We start from the raw sequence: 17,089 nt of genomic DNA, 5'->3' as shown, positions 1-17,089 counted from the left end.
GAGACTAGAATAAAGACTTCATTAACTTCTTTTTATCAACAGCCTCAGTTGCTTTTTGAGTATCTACACTATCTTTTGCTGCATCTACACTAATGTTACCTTCTTTAACAGCTTTCATTGCTTTATCTGTATCTACTGACTCTTTTGCTTTGTTAGTGTCTACTGCACCCATAGCACTACCCATATCAAAAGCCATTGCAGCTGTAGTGATTAGTAAAAGTACGATTAATTGTAATTTCATTTTATTTCCTTAGATTTATTAAATGAGATTATATCTATCAAAACTGAAAAATCACTCAGACTATAACTCTAAGATGAACAACTCAGTTTTGTATTTTTAGCGCTCATTGGCGTTACTTTACATAGATGTTCAAAACCTTCATGCTCATCAAATGGATTCTGAGCTACTCTTAAAAGGTCGTTTACCATACTAAAGTCATGCTTCTTAGCTAACTCTATCGCTTCTTGAAGTATATGATTTTTTAGTATATATTTTGGATTAACGCCAAGCATCATTTCATGGCGTTTATCCTCATCTAATATCTCACGAGAAAGTCTTTTGTCATATAGCTCTAGCCACTCTCTAAGCGGTTCTTGAAACGTTGCAATATCTAAAATGCTTTTGTGCTTTCCATCGTATCTTGAGAGTTTTCTAAAAAAGAGGGTGAAGTCTATTCTAGCGGCTTCTAGCGCTCTTAGCATATGCTTGAAAAGCAGTATGTCTTTATCTTCTTTAAGAGAGAGCCCCATTTTTTTGTACATGATCGAGAGGTACTCATCTTCATAAGTCTCAGCAAAATAAGCGTCGAGTATAAGTTCAGAGGATGCATAGTCTGCTATGGGCGAGAGCGTTTTAGCTAAACGCTCAAGATTCCAGTGAGCCGTACCAGGTTGGCGTTTAAAACTATATCTCCCTTCCCTATCCGTATGATTACAAACATAGTCCGCTTCATAGTCATCTAAGAACGCAAAGGGACCATAGTCGATAGTCCTGCCGTCTATAGACATATTATCGGTATTCATAACTCCATGATTAAACCCTATGCTCTGCCATTTGGCCACCGTCTTAGCCGTATTTACCACTATCTCTTTATACATCTCCAGATACATTCCTTCTACCCCTTTTAAATGAGGAAACGACTCATCTATCACATAGTCTGCAAGCTCTTGAAGTTTTCCATATTCACCTGAAGCATTAAAGTACTCAAAGGTACCAAAACGTACCCAAGTAGGTGAGAGACGAAGTACTATGGCACCCTTCTCCAAACTCTCACGAGCAACATCGGTTTCACTACCTATAAGAGCTAACGCTCGAGAAGTTTCTATACCTAAGCCATGCATAGCTTCGCTCATCAAGTACTCTCTTATGCTTGAGCGAAGAACTGCGCGTCCATCACCTTGACGAGAATAAAGTGTTAGTCCTGAGCCTTTAAGTTGTAGATTTTGACCATTTACCTTACCTAAGTTAATGGCTCTGCCATCGCCTAAACGCGGAACAAAATAACCAAACTGATGCCCAGCATAACACATTGCAAAGGGGAGTGAACCCTCAAGTAGTTCTGTCCCATTTACTATAGAGAGTAACTTCTCATCATCAAGTAGCTCTTCATCAACTCCTAAGAGTCTTGCAGCGTCTTGTGAGACGGAGATTATAAAGGGACTTGTTAATGGAGTTGGTTCTACTTTATCATAAAAGATATCATCAAGTTCTAAATATGGCGTTGTTAATTTAAGGGTTGAAAATTTCATAGTGAGTTTTTAGCAGAGTAAGCTATAAAAACTCCAAAAACATCAAAGCTATAGTTTTTTTTAGAGGAAAAATTAAGTTCTTTGGCTTACTATTGTTTAAGGCAAAATCACTAAACTCTCATCATGAATAAAAACTTACAAACAGTGTTTCACTATCATGAAACTACAAAACATTCCCAACAAAGATATGCCCGCTCTTTAGGCTACATGGACTGGGCCACTCAACCTAATCCTTTTAGAGAGTATGCAGGTGCAAAAAAGATAGAGCTTCCACTTTGCGATGCTCATACAACACCACCCTACTCTCTACTTGATGAAGAGCTCCCATCAGCTCCACTTGTAAAAGAGTCTCTCTCACAGTTTTTACAGTACTCCCTAGGACTTGCCGCTTGGAAAGTTGCTGGTGGCGACTCTTGGGCCGTTAGATGTAACGCTTCAAGCGGTAACCTTCACCCTACGGAATCTTATGTAATCTTGCCTCCTCTTTTGGGTGAGTCAAGTAGCATTATGCACTATGCTCCTAAAAAACACGAGCTAGAAGTTTTATGTGAGTTTGAGAGTACTCTGTGGGAAGAACTTCCAAAGGGGAGTTTTCTAGTTGGACTATCAAGTATCTCATGGAGAGAAGTATGGAAGTATGGCGAGCGTGCATTTAGATATGTAAATCTTGATGCTGGTCATGCTTGGCATAGCCTTGTAGTAAGTGCAAAACTTCTCGGTTGGAATATAACACGACTCGATAGCGTCTCAAATATTGACATGAACTCTATTTTAGGACTAACGCAAGAGAGTAGATTTCATGAAGATGAGATTGCCGATATGATTTTAGTTGTTTCACCTGGGAGCGTTAACCCTAAACTTTCACTTGAAAAACTCACGGAAGTTCTACCACTTGTTTACAATGGCGATGCGAACAAGTTGAGTCCCACTATGCAGGAGTGGGAGATAATTCCTGCGATTGAGAAGGCAACACAAGAGAATGAAGTTCCACAACGTAGCGTTGTCTCACCAAAGATACGCCGCGTTGCCTCACAAGAATCAAGAGAAGTTATACTTAAACGCCGTAGCATTCATGTTATGGACAAAGAGAGTTCTACCATCACACAAGCTGAGTTTTTTGCTACGCTTAGAAGCGTAACACCCTCTCTTGATGAAAAAGAGAACTCAGCTCATTTAGTGATTTTTGTAAACAGAGTTGAAAACACTCCATCAGGTCTTTATATTTTAATCCGAAACGACAGAGATAAAGAGAAGCTACAAGAGTTGTCAAACCCAGCTTTCCTCTGGAAAGAGAGTGAACTTCCTAATCTCTACTTGCTCCATGAGTATGACTACAAAATGTTTAGCAAGACAATATCATGCGCACAAGATATCGCAAGTGATGGAGCCTATTCGCTTGGGATGCTAGTAAACTTCTCCCAACAACTTAACGCTCATGGTGCTCATAGATATAAAGAGCTCTACTGGGAGTGTGGAGCGATTGGGCAACAACTTTATCTTGAAGCTACTTCTATGGGTCTAAGTGGGACAGGGATAGGCTGTTTTCTAGATGATATGGTTCATGAAATTTTAGGCTTAAAAGATAATCAGTTTCAAACTCTCTATCACTTTACAGTTGGACGAGGTCACGTAGATAGTAGAATCCAAACGCGACCTCCATATGAAAGGAATCAGTAGATGAAAGCTTTTTTTACTTTATCTTTTATTTCTCTCTTTCTCTTAGCTTCAGAGAGTTATGAGAGAGGAAAAATAGATATGCATGGTGGTAAAGATGAGTACTCAAATAGTGGATATCAAAGTGGTTTCAGAAGTGGGGCTATGGGAATGTCACTCTTTCTAGATAAAAACTCATCTAAAAAAAGCAACCAAAAAGAGATGCAAAAGAAGAAGTAATAACTTACTTTATCTTTTCTATTATAGAATCAACTGAGAAGCCAAACTTCTCAAAAAGTTGACCCGCTGGAGCTGAAGCTCCAAAGCTATCCATTGCTATTACAGTGTCTGCGAGTCTATACCACTCAAGTCCACGAGCGGCTTCTATAGCTACGGTTTTTGTACCCTCTTTGATTATAGAGTTGATGTATGAAGCGTCTTGCTCAATGAAAAGGTCATAACAAGGAACTGAAACTACGTTTACTTTAGTTCCAGCCGCATTTAGCGTCTCTTTAACGCCAAGAGCGAGTTCAACCTCACTACCAGACGCCATTAGCGTTATCGTAGCGTTTTCGTCTGAAGCTAAAAGGTAACCCCCTTTAGCCGCTTCACCTGCTACAGCAGATGGAAGCAGTGAGAGGTTTTGACGAGAACATACAAACGCAGATGGAGATTTCTTCATCTCTAGAGCTGTTTTCCATGCCTCTATATTTTCAGCACCATCAGCTGGACGCCAAACATAAAAGTTTGGAAGTGCTCTAAATTGTGAAAGGTGCTCAATAGGTTGGTGAGTTGGACCATCTTCACCAACTCCAATACTATCATGTGTCCAGATAAAAAACTGCTGTATTCCAGTAAGCGCTGCTATACGAGCTGCTGGCTTTAAGTAGTCTGAAAATACAAAAAATGTAGCTGAGAATGGCATAAGTGGACCATAAAGAGCCATAGCATTTACGATAGAGCTCATAGCATGTTCACGAATACCAAAGTAAATATTTCGTCCCTTAGGGTATACACCCATATCTATAAGTTCTGTTTTATTTGAAGGACTCAAATCAGCTGAGCCTCCAAGAAAACTTGGAACTGCTCTAGCGATAGCATTCATTACCTTACCGTTTGTCCCACGAGTCGCTTCCGCTTTTTCAAACACTGGCCACTGGATTCTAGAAAAATCTGGATTTTGCAGCGCGCTCAAAGCCTCATTTTGCTCCATTAATGGAAGAGTTTTTTGTCTATGAATCCATTCACGCTCAAGATAGTCACCCTCTTCTATAGCACATCTAAATCTTACCATCACGTCTTCAGGAACAAAGAATTTCATCTCGGGGGCAAATCCTGCGTCTTTTTTAGCCTGAGCAATTACTTCATCACCAAGAGGAGCACCATGAGCATGGTGTGAGCCCTCTAGTTTACCAGCACCTTTTGCGATAATAGTCTTTGCTATGATAATAGTAGGTTTTGTGTTTGATTTTGCAGTTGTTAAAGTTGCGTCAATCTCTTCAAAATTATGACCATCACACTCTAAAACGTCCCAACCTTGAGACTCAAATCTACCACGAATATTCTCAGAAATGCTTAACTCGGTAGAACCTTCAATGGTAATGTTGTTTGAATCATAAATCAGAATCAGGTTATCAAGCTTGTTGTGTCCAGCAATTGAACTGGCCTCGTATGAGATACCCTCTTCTAAGTCGCCATCTCCACATAAACAGTAAACATTATGGTCTATTAACTCTGCCGTGTCAGAGTTAGTCTGAGCCCCAACAAATTTTGAAGCCATTGAAAAACCAACAGCATTAGCAATACCTTGACCTAATGGTCCAGTAGTAATCTCTATTCCGGCAGTATGACCAAACTCAGGATGTCCTGGCGTTTTAGAATCAAGTTGACGGAAATTTTTAAGATCATCTATCTCAAGGCCATATCCCCAAAGATAGTATAGTGAGTAGATAAGGCCCGTTGCATGTCCACCAGAGAAGACTAATCTATCACGATTTAGCCATGATGGATTTTTAGGATTATGATTTAAATGCTCACTTAAAACGACTGCAATGTCTGCAAGTCCCATTGGAGCACCAGGATGGCCTGAATTTGCCGCTTGAACCATATCTGCCGCTAAAAATCTTATACTGTCTGCCATTTTTTGACGCATTGTATTACTCATCTTTTAGTTTCCTTAGTTTTGTTTATGTCTGTTTATATATTTAGTTAGTAAAGGGGAGAGCTCACTTTGTAAGCTCTGCTCAAAACTATCTATTTCATTTGTTAATTCATCAGCCAATTCATTAGCTTGTTTCATCGACTCTTCAAGTCCTAAAATAGTTACAAAACTATTTTTATCTTCATCATTGTTAGTTAATTTTCCAGCTTCTTCACTACTCTGCGTTACGTCTAAAATATCATCTTGAATTTGGAATAAAAGACCTAGCTTAATACCAAAATCATAGAGTTTGCCTGCTAACTCTTCACGACCTACAATTATAGCGCCCATCTTTAGCGATGCCGCTATGAGCTTTGCCGTTTTATTTGTATGTAAAATTTTTATATCTTCCACTTTGAGTGGTTTGTTTTCAAAATAGCAATCTATAGCTTGACCTAAAACCATCCCATTAAGACCACCATTACTAGCAAGTTCACGAATAAGCTTTACCCTTGTAGAATCAGAAAATGGCGCGTTAGCGAGTACTTCAAAAGAGTAGGTGTTGAGCGCGTCTCCAGCTAAAATAGCCGTCACTTCATCAAAAGTGACGTGAAGCGTTGGCTTACCACGACGTAGTGGAGAGTCATCCATAGCCGGTAAGTCATCATGTATAAGTGAATAAGTATGGAGTAACTCAACTGCATACGCACTATGATATGCCGAGTCTAACATCAGAGGGTTATACGCTTTTACAACGCCAAGCATAAGAGCGGGACGAAATCGCTTGCCACCAGCTATAAGCATATTTTGAAGGGCACTCTCATAAGTAGGGTGTATACTCTTTGACTTTGGTAAGTTAGCTAGTAAAAAATTCTCGAAGTTTTGCATCTGAAATTGTATAGTTTTTCTACTTAATATTTACAAAAAACTGGAAGTTTCTGCGCATAAAAAGTAAAGATGAGAACTCTTTAAAATCTTCGATATAACGAAGTAGCTCATCCTGCGTTTTAACTCTTACTCCATTCACCTGCATTAGCTGATCTCCAAGTATTAATCCATAGTTTGAAAAATTTTTAGGAAGTTTAATAATGCGGAGTTTAGAATCAAAATAGATACCTTTTTGCTCTAAAAATGTATCACTTAACTCTCCACCACCGTAGCGTTTGGTTGTAATTACCTTAAAAGTCATATACTCAGAGCCGCGTTTGATTTTAATCTTGTGCTTTGAGCCTACTTTTGAAAATAGAATTTTTCTCATGAACAGAGACGCCGCTTTTATTTTTTTACCATTAAGTTCAACTATGCAGTCCCCTTTCTTAAAAGGATTGTTTTGTATATATGGGTTGCTGGCACTCACTATAACAAAACCTTCATCGTTTTTTACTCTAATGCCTATATCTGAGTAGTCTGCGCTCTTTGAGGATAAAAATCGTTGAATATACTCTTTTTGAATAATTCCTCTAGGTGTAACTATCCCCTCGAGTGAACAGCAACTACTGGTTATTAGTGAAGGAGCAGTTAGTGGTTCACTGTAAGTTGCCAAGGCATTAAGACCAACTTGGTTTGTTTTAACTCTACCTTCTATAGCGACTTTATTATTCACTGCCGCAGAGCCTAGTTGTAGTCTCATATTAACGTCAAATGGATACTTAAAGCCTTTTTTATTTTCCACAAGATAAAGGGAGAGAAATGGATCACATTTTAAAATTTTTGCATTTGGCGTCTGTTTTGAATATACAAGAAGTTTGTTATTCTTTACCGGTATTAAAAGAGAGGAGTTTTGAATTGTATGTGAATCTTTTATTTTTTGTATACATGAGTCATACCCGCCTTCACAGGCGAATATATTTACAATTAGAAGGGTTACTATAAGAAGTAGGCGTATCACCTACGAAGCTCCACCGAATGGATTTGAACCCATTCCACCTAACATTCCCATAGCGCTCTGTTGCTGATTTTGCTGTACCATTTTGTTTGCGTCATTAATGGCGCCAATAAGTAATATTTGTAAAGAGTCCTTATCAGACATAAGTTCATCATCAATAGTTAAATCAATAACTTCGCCATTGCCATTTACACTGAGCTCAACCATGCCCCCTCCAGTTTTTACGCTAAAAGTTTTACTAGCTAAGTCTGCCTTGAGTTTCTCTGCATTTTCTTGCATTCCCTCAAGCATTTTACTCATATCACCCATATTAAACATAGTTTAGATCGAATCCGCTATAGTTTCAATGTCATTATTATCATCAAGAATTACAACTTTTGGTTGATAACTCTCAAGCTCTTTCTCATCATATGTAGCATAAGAGACAATAATCACTTTGTCACCTTTATGTACTTTACGAGCTGCTGCACCATTTAAACAGATATCGCGTTTACCGCGTTCACCTAAGATGATGTAAGTACTAAAACGCTCACCATTATTGATATTGAGTATTTCAACTTTTTGTCCAACTCGCATCTTAGCAGCTTCTAAAAGCTCCTCATCTATTGTAATTGAACCAACATAATTTAAATTGGCATCTGTTACTGTAGCACGATGGATTTTGCTGTATAACATTTCAATTTGCATAACTATGTCCTACATTCCCATCTGTTTTTTAGCGTCAGCTGGAGATATTGGAGCATCCCACATTTCTGAGTCTATTACATATTCTTCAACAACATTACCACCAACGATATGTTCTTCAATGATACGGTCGATTTTTTCTTTGTTTAAACCTACATACATAGTATGACCTGGTTCAATTAACATAATTGGACCTTGTGCACAACGATTCATACATGAAGTACGTACAATTGGTGCAGTCATCATAATCCCTTCTTTCATGAGCTTCTGAGCTGTATACTGAAATAGGTCTTGTGTGTCTGGTGTAACACATGATGGTTTTGGCATTCCTGGAGGAGCTGATTGCTCACATTTAAATATATAAAAAGCTGGTTGTGGAATTCCCATAATTAATTATCCTTAATTTATTTGTTTGGAATTATAGCAAAAAATATATCTATACAAACTCATTTATAGAAATAAGTTTAGATATTTAAGATACAAAGAAACTTTTTGGATATAATTGCATACTAAATATCTACCTATAAGGGATAATTTTAAATTGAAAATATATATACTTTTACTACTACTTTTGAGCTCTTTATATGCTGAGTCAAAAGTCTATGTTGGAACATCTCTCGCTTATATCAATGAAAGTTTTAACGATATTGATGCAAATAACGCATCACCTCTGGCTAAAGTCAAACTAGCCTATGGAGATAGAACCAAGTATGCTGTTGAGTTATCTCTAGAGTATACAAAAAATGACTCTAAAATATTTTCATCTTCAAATACTATTGATAGTGATGGCGATAAAATGGGTTTCAATATAGAGTTTCTTAAAGCTTTTAATAATGATATGTTTTTTCTTCCATTTTTTAAAGTAGGTTTTGGAAGTGGCTCACTTGACATAACAAGAGTTTTACAAGATAGTCTTAACTATGGCTCATTTAACCTTGGTGCAGGAGTATTTTTACCTATCAATGAACATTTTGATTTTGAACTCGGATATGAGTTTAAGTATCTCTCATATGAAGCGGTTGATACAATTGCACAAAAAAATATCCACAAATCAAATATAAATGCAGCCTACTTCGGCTTTAATGTAAGGTTCTAAAATGAAACTTTTAACATACTCACTAATATTATCATTAACACTTTTTTTAATCTCATGTGGTGGAACTACAAAAACTTCATCTTTAGTTGATATTAAGTCTATATCAATCGACTCTTCTGATATTAAAATATACTCAACACAACTCTCAACACAACTAAGTGCGACAGTAACTTATCAAGATAATACAACTGCAGATGCGACAAAAAGTGTTGATTGGATAAGTTCAGATACAAATGTATCTACTGTAGCATATGGAGTTGTATATCCTGGACTTAGCAATGGTGGAGATGCAAATATTAGTATCGCTTACAAAGATTTTAACGATTCTATTTCGGTAGGTGTAATCAAACTTATGGATTACAATATTACTCATGCAGATATTAATGCAACTGGCTCTTACACACTTGAAGCTACAGGATATTTTGAAGATAATACATCCCAAATAATTCATAGAAATATCTACTGGCTAGCAGATAATAGTGCTATTATTACTTTAGAGAACGATATCTATACTATTACGGTTATTGCAGGAGATACAAATGTAACGGCTGTCGTATTTAATGAACTAAATAGTACGGCGACTACCTTAGCTCCAAAAACTATTACTTACTCTATAAACTAAGAAAATTATTTGAGATTTAATAGTTCCCTTACAATATCTCTATCGTCAAAAGGAAATTTCTCATCATATATTATCTGATGAGATTCATCCCCTTTTCCAAGTATTACAACAACTTCATCTTCTTCTTGAGCATCAAGTGCCATCTCTATAGCTTTTTTTCTATTGAGTTCTACCGTAACGATACTTCTATCATCAATGCCACTTAGTATATCTTCTATGATGAGTTCTGGATCTTCGTGACGTGGGTTATCGCTTGTGAGGTAAACTTTTTTTGCTAAAGATGCCGCAACTCTTCCCATCATTGGACGCTTGAGCCCATCTCTATCTCCACCCGCTCCAAAAACAACGAGAAGTTCCTTCTCTTTTAGCGCGTTTAACACTTGCTGCATGCCATCAGGCGTGTGCGCAAAATCAACTATCACGTTTGGTGCGGCGCAAACCTGTTCCATCCTTCCGCTAACTCCGGCAAAATTATCAACCACATCAGCAATCTCTTCTAGTTTCTTTCCAGTAACAAGGTGAACGGCCCCTATTGCAGCCATAAGGTTATAAAGATTAAAAAAGCCATGTAGTGAAGCCGTAAAAGGAACTATCTCTTGAAAATACTGTATAAGTCCACTACTCGCATCATTTAAAGAGTATGCCATTAGTCTATATGTAGAAGGATTCTCTATTCCATAAGTATATGCATTCTTAAAGTTAAATTTAGCTCTAGGCTCATCTTTGTTTATAAGTTTTTTACCCTCATCTGCAAAAAATGAGTTTTTGACATATATATAATCTTCTAAAGTCTTATGATAATCTAAATGGTCTTGAGTTATATTTGTAAGTATTTTGAGTTCAAAGTTAAGGCCTTCAACTCTTTTTTGCACAATGGCATGAGAGCTAACCTCCATAATAAAGAACTCACATCCAGCTTCTACAGCTTGGTAAATATGCTTATAAGTGTTTAGTACTGATGGCGTAGTGAGAGTCTTGCCCTCTACGACTTCATCGTTCATAAACAACCCACGAGTGCCCTGCATAGCACACTTGTAACCAAGGTCAAGTAAAAATGAGTATATTGCGCTTGCGGTTGTAGTTTTGCCGTTTGTTCCAGTGATACCAATAATTTTAATTTTATCTATTTGAAAAAGGTCTGCTACTGCATCTACTTTAATAATAGAGTGAGCGCTATTATCTTTAGCATTTTGTAAATATTTTTCATTTTGAGTTGTTAATATAAATGCGGTTTCGCCATCGCATTCTTTAGAATTTTCTGTAACATATTTATAGGCTTGATTTGGAAGCTCAATCTTCAACTACTCTTCCTTTTGGTAACTTTTTTAAAAGCTTTCTTAGTAGTTTATCACTAGGGTAAATACTCAAAGCGTTCTCAAGATAAGTGAGTGCCATCTCTGCAAAATCATGCTCTATCAGCCTATCTAAAAAATCAAGGAAGTCCTCTTTTTGGGTAATTATCACACGAGTAGAAAACATAATGTTTTCAAAAGTCTCTTTAAATTCTGCTCCATCATTAAGTAGGCTCTTAAAGTCACTATACAAAATTCCATCTTCAAACTCTAACCTATCACGGAGTGGATCAGCAAATACTTCACTAAGTTTTTCTAAAGTGCCATCCATATTCTTGAGAATCTCACCCATAATATTATCTGCTTGTTCTGTATCTTCTTCTTTTAATATCTCATAATAATCAAAAAGAGCTTCTGCTCCACCCTCACCACTCAAAGCCATTTCAGCAAGGATTGCTCCATTATAAGCCTCTTTAGAGTTAGGATAGTTTTGTAAAACTTCTGCAAATTTTTCCAATGCTATTTTATACTCTGCTTTTGAAAAACTATCTTTTGCTTGTGTTAATGTTTTAAATTTACTTATTGTGCTCATATTTCTCTTTTGTGGCACTAAATGCCGATACCACACTCGCTAAAGCGTAAGTGTGGTGTTTTTAGACTATAGGTTATCTATGTCGTTTTCCATTCCAGCAGGAACATTTACAACACATAATTCTGGGTGAATATCCATTCTAAGTTGGCGTTCAACCCCATACTTAAGTGTACTACCACTACTAGAACAGCCTATACATGCACCTTTAAGTTGGACATATACACTACCATTTTTTACAGTTATAAAATCGATATCTCCACCATCTAGCGCTAATGATGGTCTTACCTTATCTATTACTAACTTAACTGGGTCTATTAGTTCTTCATCTGAAAATGGAATCATATCTATCCTTATTTACTCTTTTTATTTTTCTAATCATAAAATATGACAAAATCGCTTAACAAGTCATAAAGAAAAAAATTAACTATGCTTTTAAAGCCATTATCTCATGTACATAGCTAGGTTTTCTCATTCCAACTAATACATAGTCAATACTATCTTTTTGAATCAAAAAATCAATTGCACACTCTACAAGAGTTGAATTACAATGTTTGAGTTCCTCTTTGAGTTGCACTCTAGTGCTTTTAGAGCACTCATAAGCAACCATTTTTCTATACTCAATTAAAAACATATCTATGTAGTTCAACATAACTTCCAAGGCTTGCTCATCAATATTTTCTAATGTTTTTTTAATATGCGGAATAATTTGGGCATATAAAAAACTATCATAGTCTCCAATCCATCCAAACTTATGCTTATTTTCATCTAACTGTTCGAGTAAGTTATAAAGAGGTTTTAACTCATCGTTATCACATACATCCAACAATTCATTAAGATGATGATAATACTCTGTGCTTTCATCATAATCAGCAAGTCGAAACATCATCTCATCTTTTTGTGCATTTAAGGGACGGTTTACTAAAACTCTGAGTCCATTCTTTTTAGCCCAAGTAGCACACTTAAGACCTTCTCTCTCTAGTAAATTTATAGGTAGTTCAATCGTTGTAAAACTATGTGTTTGAGTTTTAGCATACTCGCTTGCTCTTTGTGCTAATGTTATAAGATCTTCATAAGGTAAAAACTCTAGGTCTGTATTAGCTTTTGAAAAACTATTTGAACTAATTCCATAGGAGAGTATTCTACCCGCTACAACTTCTTCTTCAAGAGCTACAAATACATCATAGATTCTATCGTACATATTATCTAATGTCTCGTCCATATTTTTGCCTTTTTTCAAAGCATCTAATATATAATATTCTGGATTATGAATCAAGTAACAATCAAGCTTTGTAACTTCAAGTCTAGCCAATGATTTTTCTAGTTGATCTTTCATAAAGGAAGCTGAAATAGAGTGATAGCAACTCTCGCTAAACTCAACCACATCTTCAAATGGTTCTTCTTTATGCGTTGCTAAATTCGTCCCTTGAATATAACCAAACTTACTCACTATCTCTATTTCTTCGCGTTTATCATCATCAAACTTTCTTAATGCTAAAGCAATTGCTCTCTCTGCTGCTCCATCCATATAGTTACTTGATGTATCAATAAGTCTAACACCGGCCTCTATAGCCTCTTGCAGTGCTTGAATGTGTTGGGGATTTTGATCTGTAATACGGTAAGTTCCAAATGCGAAATTACTCATTATATCTCTCTTTATTAAAGTATTTTAGAATTGGGAAGTTCTCTTCTCTCAAAAACAGAGTTTTTGTAGCTTTAGGGGGTTGTAGGGACTAAATGTCCCTACCTCTATAATGGACTTTGTTCATTATAGAGAGAATTAATAACTTATACTAATTCGATAAACGCCATAGTAGTAGCATCACCACGACGAATTCTTGTTCTAGTAATTCTAGTGTATCCACCAGCACGATCAACGTACTTAGGAGCAATATCATTTACTAGAGTTTTTGTAGCTTCTTTACTTTGAAGCGCAGCAAATACTGTTCTATGAGCAACAGAATCATTCTTAGTAGCAACTGTAATCAGTTTTTCTACATATGAACGTAATTCTTTTGCTTTAATAGCAGTAGTTTCGATTTTTCCATGTTCTATTAACGAAATACTAAGGTTCTTAAGTAAAGCAGCACGGTGTGCACTTGTACGACCTAGTTTACGATATCCATGACGGTGTCTCATATCTAATCCTCTATTAAGCTTGTAAAGCTTCTATTTTCTTTTTTAATGCTGTAACAACATCGTCAGCTAAGTCAGCACCAACTGCATAACCGAACTCTTGAACTTTCTCAACGATTTCATCGTATGATTTTTTTCCAAGATTTTTAACATTTTTTAAATCATTTGTACTCATTAGTGTAATTTCACCAATTAGTTTAATGTTTGAGCGGTCAAGACAGTTAAAACTACGAGCACTTAAACCAAGACTATCTATATTAGTAGTTAGTTTTTTAAGATCTGGTGACTCTTCAACTCTCTCAATTGTTACTGGAGCTTTAATACTGATTTCTGAATTAAAAACTGCAAGTTGAGCATACATAACCTCTAAAGAGTTTCTAAATGCGTCTACTGGAGAAATCTGTCCATCAGTTCTAATGTTTAATACAACTCTTTCAAAGTTAGGATTGTCTTCAACAAGAACGTTTTCGATCTTGTATGTAGCGCTTCTAACAGGAGTGAAGTAAGCATCTAAAGCTATGTAACCCTCTTCTAACTCTACATAAGTATCTTCACTAGGAACATACCCAATACCTTGAGCAATTTTGATGCTAAAGTTAAGTGTAGAATCTTCATTTAAAGTAGCAAGTGCAGCTTCTGGAGTTACAACTTCTACTTCATCTTTTGTTAAGTCAGCACCTGTAATAGTACAAGGACCAGCAAAACTGTAACTAATTTCAGACTCTGTTGAATCATCATTTAGTTTAAAACGAATATCTTTAAGATTTAAAATAAAATCTGAAATATCTTCGAGCATACCACGAACTGAATCAAACTCATGTTTAGCACCCTCGATTTTGATAGCGATTGGTGCATAACCAACTGAGCTACTTAATAGAAAACGGCGAAGTGGATGAGCTAAAGATATAGCATACCCTGTTTCAAAAGGATATGCCATTATGTTAGCTTCATTCTCACTAATCTGTTCTACCTCAAACTCTTGTGGAGCAAGTGGAGTAGTTTTAATTTTTTTCATCTCTTATACGCCCTTTTTATTATTTACTATTTAGAGTAAAGCTCAACGATTAAACGTTCTTCAACAGGAATAACAACTTCATCACGTTCAGGTATACGAGTAAAAATACCAAATACTTTTTCAGCATCAATATCAACCCATGGAGCAAGACCAGTTTGGTTAGTTAATTCAATTGCACGAACAACTTGTGCATTTGTTTTACTTGCTTCTTTGATCTCTATTTTCTGACCAGGTCTAACACGGTAAGAAGGAATATCAAGTTTTTTACCATCAACTAAGATGTGACCATGTGTTACAAGTTGACGAGCGAATCTACGAGTAGATGCGAATCCCATTCTGTAAACAACATTATCAAGTCTGCTTTCGATTAGAGTAATAAGGTTTGTACCTGTATTTCCTGCTCTTCTTTTAGCTTCAACGAATAGAGCACGGAATTGCTTTTCAGAAACACCATACATGAATTTCGCTTTTTGCTTTTCATTAAGTTGTAAACCATACTCAGAAACTTTCTTACGACGCTGACCATGCTGACCAGGACCATAAGGTCTTTTTTCTAATGCAGATTTACCTGCTAAACGACGTTCACCCTTAAGGTTAAGGCTTACACCGAATCTTCTTTCGATTTTTTCTACTGGACCTCTATATCTTGCCATCAGTAATCTCCTTAAACTCTACGACGCTTAGGTGCGCGACAACCGTTGTGTGGTAATGGAGTAACATCTTTCATAAATGTAACACGAATACCCTCAATAGCACCAACAGCTTTAGTTGCAGTCTCACGACCAGAACCAGGACCTTGAACTTTAATACCAAGTTCTTTAATACCATGTACTTGTGCTTTTTCAACAGCATCTTCTACAGCAGCTTGAGCAGCAAATGGAGTAGATTTTTTAGAACCTTTAAATCCTAAAGAACCTGCAGAACTCCAAGCAATCATGTTACCCATTTCATCTGTAATAGTTACAAGAGTATTATTGAAAGATGCTGCAATGTGGCAAATCCCACGTGCAATATTTTTCTTTACTACTTTTTTTCTAATAGCTTTTCTTTTTGCCATCTATAATTCCTTACGCTGCGCCGACAGTCTTACGTTTACCCTTACGAGTACGCGCATTTGTCTTTGTTTTTTGACCACGACATGGAAGACCACGACGGTGACGTAGACCTCTATATGAACCTAAATCCATAAGAGCCTTAATATCCATAGCTACTTTCTTACGTAAATCACCTTCAACCATATGGTTTGCACGGATTTCCGCAGTTATTGCAGCTACATCAGCTTCATTTAGTTCGAACACTCTTTTGTTATAGTCTATGCCTGTAGCGTCTAAAATTAGACGAGATGCATGTAAGCCTATACCATATACATATGTTAAACCGTACTCAATTCTTTTCTTTTTAGGTAAATCAACACCAGATATACGAGCCATGGTTATCCTTGTCTCTGTTTATGTTTTTTAACTTTGCAGATTACTCTAACAATGCCTTTTCTTTTGATAACTTTACAGTCATCACACATCTTCTTTACTGAAGCACGTACTTTCATTGAAAGTCCTTTAATCTATTGTCTTTGCTATTCGTAGGCTGACTACCTTCGTTTCTCACCGTATTCGTATTTGTTCGAATCTGGTTCAGTCACTAAGTTTCACCAAAAGGTGAGAATTATTAGTCGCCAATACTTTTATCTTTATAGTGTCTATATAGATAGAAATACTCTCTTGTTTGTTAAAACAGCAAAGCGGATGGGAATTATACCCAGATAAATGTAAAAGAATTATTAAGCTAGTGTTTAATCCCATAAAACGCTCACTCCATACTCTTGATTTAATGTTATATATTTATTGTAGTGAATTTTTTTACCATACTTTTTACTTAGGAGTTCCACCTCTATCGTTTCATCTTCTAAAAGTTCTCGTACTTCTTTATAAGAGAGCCATTTTCCATACTTAGCTAATGAATTTTGCCATATTCTAAAATCACAAATTGAACTTTCGCTCAGCTCAAACATCTCCCCATCTTCCGTTGTCCATACTGCATTTGAGCAAGCATAGAGTTTTACCTTTTTACCTCTAACCTCTTTTTCACGAACTTCTATCTCTCCACTTTCACAATATGGACATTTTCCTAAAGTCATTTTACTCTCCTAACTTCTAATACCATAAGATTATATAAATATTTATCTAGTCTTCTCTTACATTGCATAATGTCATACTATTTACTTTTTTGTA

23 protein-coding genes are annotated in these 17,089 nt (G+C 36.3%); 4 read left to right on the top strand and 19 right to left on the bottom strand.

From position 1 onward, the window contains the following. Positions 1 to 4 precede the first annotated feature (4 nt). Both GJV85_RS01555 and GJV85_RS01550 read right to left on the bottom strand, forming a co-directional pair. The gene (locus tag GJV85_RS01555; RefSeq protein ID WP_207562130.1) at positions 5 to 241 is read right to left on the bottom strand and encodes a hypothetical protein; all 237 of its coding nucleotides are present in this window, start codon (positions 239 to 241) and stop codon (positions 5 to 7) included. 68 nt (positions 242 to 309) lie between these two features. Beyond that, positions 310 to 1,749: a protein adenylyltransferase SelO gene (locus GJV85_RS01550; protein WP_207562129.1), complete on the bottom strand. Its 1,440-nt coding sequence runs from the start codon at positions 1,747 to 1,749 to the stop codon at positions 310 to 312. Positions 1,750 to 1,872: 123 nt separating this feature from the next. Between GJV85_RS01550 and GJV85_RS01545 the strand changes: the two genes are divergently transcribed. Together GJV85_RS01545 and GJV85_RS01540 are read left to right on the top strand one after the other, a co-directional pair. Further along, positions 1,873 to 3,426 carry a nitroreductase family protein gene (locus tag GJV85_RS01545; protein ID WP_207562128.1) on the top strand — a complete coding sequence of 518 codons (1,554 nt, stop codon included), beginning with the start codon at positions 1,873 to 1,875 and terminating at the stop codon, positions 3,424 to 3,426. Continuing rightward, the gene (locus tag GJV85_RS01540) at positions 3,427 to 3,642 is read left to right on the top strand and encodes a hypothetical protein (RefSeq protein ID WP_207562127.1); all 216 of its coding nucleotides are present in this window, start codon (positions 3,427 to 3,429) and stop codon (positions 3,640 to 3,642) included. It abuts the gene before it with no gap. Positions 3,643 to 3,646: 4 nt separating this feature from the next. Here the strand turns inward: GJV85_RS01540 and tkt are convergent, their stop codons facing one another. Genes tkt through GJV85_RS01510 form a run of 6 tightly spaced genes read right to left on the bottom strand, consistent with a single transcriptional unit; the run spans position 3,647 to position 8,498 of the window. Beyond that, a complete protein-coding gene (gene tkt, locus GJV85_RS01535) occupies positions 3,647 to 5,566 on the bottom strand; it encodes a transketolase (RefSeq protein WP_207562126.1) in 1,920 nt (639 codons plus the stop codon). A 12-nt stretch (positions 5,567 to 5,578) separates the two neighbouring features. Beyond that, positions 5,579 to 6,430, bottom strand: coding sequence for a polyprenyl synthetase family protein (locus tag GJV85_RS01530; protein WP_207562125.1), 852 nt, complete (start codon positions 6,428 to 6,430; stop codon positions 5,579 to 5,581). Positions 6,431 to 6,449: 19 nt separating this feature from the next. Continuing rightward, positions 6,450 to 7,430: a DUF7488 domain-containing protein gene (locus GJV85_RS01525; RefSeq protein WP_207562124.1), complete on the bottom strand. Its 981-nt coding sequence runs from the start codon at positions 7,428 to 7,430 to the stop codon at positions 6,450 to 6,452. Then, positions 7,431 to 7,745 (bottom strand): YbaB/EbfC family nucleoid-associated protein, encoded by a 315-nt coding sequence (locus GJV85_RS01520; RefSeq protein WP_207562123.1) that lies wholly within the window; start codon positions 7,743 to 7,745, stop codon positions 7,431 to 7,433. Between the two features lie 3 nt (positions 7,746 to 7,748). Then, complete coding sequence (gene panD / locus GJV85_RS01515; protein ID WP_207562122.1) at positions 7,749 to 8,114, bottom strand: aspartate 1-decarboxylase; 366 nt, start codon at positions 8,112 to 8,114, stop codon at positions 7,749 to 7,751. Positions 8,115 to 8,123: 9 nt separating this feature from the next. Next, positions 8,124 to 8,498 carry a (2Fe-2S) ferredoxin domain-containing protein gene (locus GJV85_RS01510; RefSeq protein ID WP_207562121.1) on the bottom strand — a complete coding sequence of 125 codons (375 nt, stop codon included), beginning with the start codon at positions 8,496 to 8,498 and terminating at the stop codon, positions 8,124 to 8,126. A gap of 154 nt (positions 8,499 to 8,652) precedes the next feature. On the opposite strand from GJV85_RS01510, the gene GJV85_RS01505 reads away from it, so the two are divergent. Next, positions 8,653 to 9,207: an outer membrane protein gene (locus GJV85_RS01505; RefSeq protein WP_207562120.1), complete on the top strand. Its 555-nt coding sequence runs from the start codon at positions 8,653 to 8,655 to the stop codon at positions 9,205 to 9,207. Position 9,208: 1 nt separating this feature from the next. Then, complete coding sequence (locus GJV85_RS01500) at positions 9,209 to 9,829, top strand: hypothetical protein (protein WP_207562119.1); 621 nt, start codon at positions 9,209 to 9,211, stop codon at positions 9,827 to 9,829. A 5-nt stretch (positions 9,830 to 9,834) separates the two neighbouring features. On the opposite strand, the gene GJV85_RS01495 is transcribed toward GJV85_RS01500, so the two are convergent. From GJV85_RS01495 to GJV85_RS01445, 11 genes are all read right to left on the bottom strand, one after another. Further along, on the bottom strand, positions 9,835 to 11,130 hold the full coding sequence (locus GJV85_RS01495) for a UDP-N-acetylmuramoyl-L-alanyl-D-glutamate--2,6-diaminopimelate ligase (RefSeq protein ID WP_207562118.1): 1,296 nt from the start codon (positions 11,128 to 11,130) through the stop codon (positions 9,835 to 9,837). Continuing rightward, entirely contained in the window at positions 11,120 to 11,713 is a 594-nt protein-coding gene (locus GJV85_RS01490) for a hypothetical protein (RefSeq protein WP_207562117.1), read from the bottom strand. The genes GJV85_RS01495 and GJV85_RS01490 overlap by 11 nt, the downstream gene beginning before the upstream one ends. A gap of 66 nt (positions 11,714 to 11,779) precedes the next feature. Beyond that, a complete protein-coding gene (locus tag GJV85_RS01485; protein ID WP_207562116.1) occupies positions 11,780 to 12,055 on the bottom strand; it encodes a NifU family protein in 276 nt (91 codons plus the stop codon). An 82-nt stretch (positions 12,056 to 12,137) separates the two neighbouring features. Continuing rightward, on the bottom strand, positions 12,138 to 13,355 hold the full coding sequence (locus GJV85_RS01480; protein ID WP_207562115.1) for an aldo/keto reductase: 1,218 nt from the start codon (positions 13,353 to 13,355) through the stop codon (positions 12,138 to 12,140). A 143-nt stretch (positions 13,356 to 13,498) separates the two neighbouring features. Continuing rightward, complete coding sequence (rplQ, locus tag GJV85_RS01475) at positions 13,499 to 13,849, bottom strand: 50S ribosomal protein L17 (RefSeq protein ID WP_207562114.1); 351 nt, start codon at positions 13,847 to 13,849, stop codon at positions 13,499 to 13,501. Positions 13,850 to 13,862: 13 nt separating this feature from the next. Further along, a complete protein-coding gene (locus GJV85_RS01470; RefSeq protein ID WP_207562113.1) occupies positions 13,863 to 14,861 on the bottom strand; it encodes a DNA-directed RNA polymerase subunit alpha in 999 nt (332 codons plus the stop codon). Positions 14,862 to 14,887: 26 nt separating this feature from the next. Then, positions 14,888 to 15,514: a 30S ribosomal protein S4 gene (gene rpsD / locus GJV85_RS01465; RefSeq protein WP_207562112.1), complete on the bottom strand. Its 627-nt coding sequence runs from the start codon at positions 15,512 to 15,514 to the stop codon at positions 14,888 to 14,890. Between the two features lie 11 nt (positions 15,515 to 15,525). Continuing rightward, positions 15,526 to 15,918, bottom strand: coding sequence for a 30S ribosomal protein S11 (rpsK, locus tag GJV85_RS01460; RefSeq protein ID WP_207562111.1), 393 nt, complete (start codon positions 15,916 to 15,918; stop codon positions 15,526 to 15,528). Between the two features lie 10 nt (positions 15,919 to 15,928). Continuing rightward, positions 15,929 to 16,291 carry a 30S ribosomal protein S13 gene (gene rpsM / locus GJV85_RS01455; RefSeq protein ID WP_207562110.1) on the bottom strand — a complete coding sequence of 121 codons (363 nt, stop codon included), beginning with the start codon at positions 16,289 to 16,291 and terminating at the stop codon, positions 15,929 to 15,931. 2 nt (positions 16,292 to 16,293) lie between these two features. Continuing rightward, the gene (gene rpmJ / locus GJV85_RS01450) at positions 16,294 to 16,407 is read right to left on the bottom strand and encodes a 50S ribosomal protein L36 (protein ID WP_008338806.1); all 114 of its coding nucleotides are present in this window, start codon (positions 16,405 to 16,407) and stop codon (positions 16,294 to 16,296) included. Between the two features lie 243 nt (positions 16,408 to 16,650). Then, the gene (locus tag GJV85_RS01445) at positions 16,651 to 16,995 is read right to left on the bottom strand and encodes a hypothetical protein (protein WP_207562109.1); all 345 of its coding nucleotides are present in this window, start codon (positions 16,993 to 16,995) and stop codon (positions 16,651 to 16,653) included. Between the last annotated feature and the right edge of the window lie 94 nt (positions 16,996 to 17,089).

It is taken from the genome of Sulfurimonas aquatica, from assembly GCF_017357825.1.
Lineage (GTDB): Bacteria > Campylobacterota > Campylobacteria > Campylobacterales > Sulfurimonadaceae > Sulfurimonas > Sulfurimonas aquatica.
Note: the sequence above shows the minus strand (reverse complement) of the source record. Positions and strands in the feature narration are given on the sequence as shown.

Excerpts from the sequence above, each read along its gene's own strand:
- GJV85_RS01555 (WP_207562130.1), bottom strand. The coding sequence starts at position 241 with ATGAAATTACAATTAATCGTACTTTTACTAATCACTACAGCTGCAATG.
- GJV85_RS01550 (WP_207562129.1), bottom strand. The coding sequence starts at position 1,749 with ATGAAATTTTCAACCCTTAAATTAACAACGCCATATTTAGAACTTGAT.
- GJV85_RS01545 (WP_207562128.1), top strand. The coding sequence starts at position 1,873 with ATGAATAAAAACTTACAAACAGTGTTTCACTATCATGAAACTACAAAA.
- GJV85_RS01540 (WP_207562127.1), top strand. The coding sequence starts at position 3,427 with ATGAAAGCTTTTTTTACTTTATCTTTTATTTCTCTCTTTCTCTTAGCT.
- tkt (WP_207562126.1), bottom strand. The coding sequence starts at position 5,566 with ATGAGTAATACAATGCGTCAAAAAATGGCAGACAGTATAAGATTTTTA.
- GJV85_RS01530 (WP_207562125.1), bottom strand. The coding sequence starts at position 6,430 with ATGCAAAACTTCGAGAATTTTTTACTAGCTAACTTACCAAAGTCAAAG.
- GJV85_RS01520 (WP_207562123.1), bottom strand. The coding sequence starts at position 7,745 with ATGTTTAATATGGGTGATATGAGTAAAATGCTTGAGGGAATGCAAGAA.
- panD (WP_207562122.1), bottom strand. The coding sequence starts at position 8,114 with ATGCAAATTGAAATGTTATACAGCAAAATCCATCGTGCTACAGTAACA.
- GJV85_RS01510 (WP_207562121.1), bottom strand. The coding sequence starts at position 8,498 with ATGGGAATTCCACAACCAGCTTTTTATATATTTAAATGTGAGCAATCA.
- GJV85_RS01500 (WP_207562119.1), top strand. The coding sequence starts at position 9,209 with ATGAAACTTTTAACATACTCACTAATATTATCATTAACACTTTTTTTA.
- GJV85_RS01490 (WP_207562117.1), bottom strand. The coding sequence starts at position 11,713 with ATGAGCACAATAAGTAAATTTAAAACATTAACACAAGCAAAAGATAGT.
- GJV85_RS01485 (WP_207562116.1), bottom strand. The coding sequence starts at position 12,055 with ATGATTCCATTTTCAGATGAAGAACTAATAGACCCAGTTAAGTTAGTA.
- GJV85_RS01480 (WP_207562115.1), bottom strand. The coding sequence starts at position 13,355 with ATGAGTAATTTCGCATTTGGAACTTACCGTATTACAGATCAAAATCCC.
- rplQ (WP_207562114.1), bottom strand. The coding sequence starts at position 13,849 with ATGAGACACCGTCATGGATATCGTAAACTAGGTCGTACAAGTGCACAC.
- GJV85_RS01470 (WP_207562113.1), bottom strand. The coding sequence starts at position 14,861 with ATGAAAAAAATTAAAACTACTCCACTTGCTCCACAAGAGTTTGAGGTA.
- rpsD (WP_207562112.1), bottom strand. The coding sequence starts at position 15,514 with ATGGCAAGATATAGAGGTCCAGTAGAAAAAATCGAAAGAAGATTCGGT.
- rpsK (WP_207562111.1), bottom strand. The coding sequence starts at position 15,918 with ATGGCAAAAAGAAAAGCTATTAGAAAAAAAGTAGTAAAGAAAAATATT.
- rpsM (WP_207562110.1), bottom strand. The coding sequence starts at position 16,291 with ATGGCTCGTATATCTGGTGTTGATTTACCTAAAAAGAAAAGAATTGAG.
- rpmJ (WP_008338806.1), bottom strand. The coding sequence starts at position 16,407 with ATGAAAGTACGTGCTTCAGTAAAGAAGATGTGTGATGACTGTAAAGTT.
- GJV85_RS01445 (WP_207562109.1), bottom strand. The coding sequence starts at position 16,995 with ATGACTTTAGGAAAATGTCCATATTGTGAAAGTGGAGAGATAGAAGTT.